General features: G+C 67.8%; 1 pseudogene. It reads left to right on the forward strand.

From position 1 onward, the window contains the following. Positions 1 to 773, forward strand: a pseudogene (locus GM672_RS28560) (heme utilization protein); the annotation flags it as partial.

Below are 773 nucleotides of genomic sequence, written 5' to 3' on the forward strand. Positions count from 1 at the left end.
GGCCGCCATCAAGACGGCCGCCATCACCGGCCTGAAATCGAACCAGCTGGGCGCCCTGACGACCAACCAGGTCGTCGCCCTGACGACGGCGCAAGCCTCGACCTTGAGCTCGGCCCAAGTCGCCGCCCTCAGCACCAACGGTGTCGCTGCGCTGGAAACGGCCGACCTGGTTGCGCTGAAGACCTCCAGCATCGCCGGCCTGACGACGACCCAATTCGCGGCCCTGACCACCAACCAGGCTGCCAGCCTGGCCACCGGCCAGATCGCCGCCCTGACGACGAACCAGCTGGCCAACGGCCTGACGACCAACCAGGTTGTCGCCCTGAGCTCGAACCAGCTGGGTGCCTTCAACACCGCCCAGTTCGGCGCGCTGTCGACCAACGCGATTGCCGCCATCGAAACGGCCGATATCGGTGGCCTGAAGACCAACGTCATCGCTTCGCTGAAGTCGGCGCAGGTGGCGGCCCTGACGACCAACCAGATCGGTGCCCTGGGCACCAACCAGGTGGCCGCCCTGTCGACCGGTTCGATGGCCGGCATGACGACCAACCAGATCGTCGCCCTGTCGAGCAACCAGGCCTCCGTGCTGAACTCGGCCCAGATCGGCGCGCTGGCAACGGAAACCGTGGCCGCGCTGGAAACGGCCGACCTGGCCGCCCTGAAGACCGCGACCATCGCCGGCCTGAAGACGCAGCAGGTTGCCGCCCTGACGACCAACCAGGTCGTGGCCCTGACGACGGCGCAAGCCAATGCCCTGACGACGGCCCAAGCCG

It is taken from the genome of Pseudoduganella buxea (assembly GCF_009720835.1).
In the GTDB taxonomy this organism is placed as follows: domain Bacteria; phylum Pseudomonadota; class Gammaproteobacteria; order Burkholderiales; family Burkholderiaceae_D; genus Rugamonas; species Rugamonas buxea.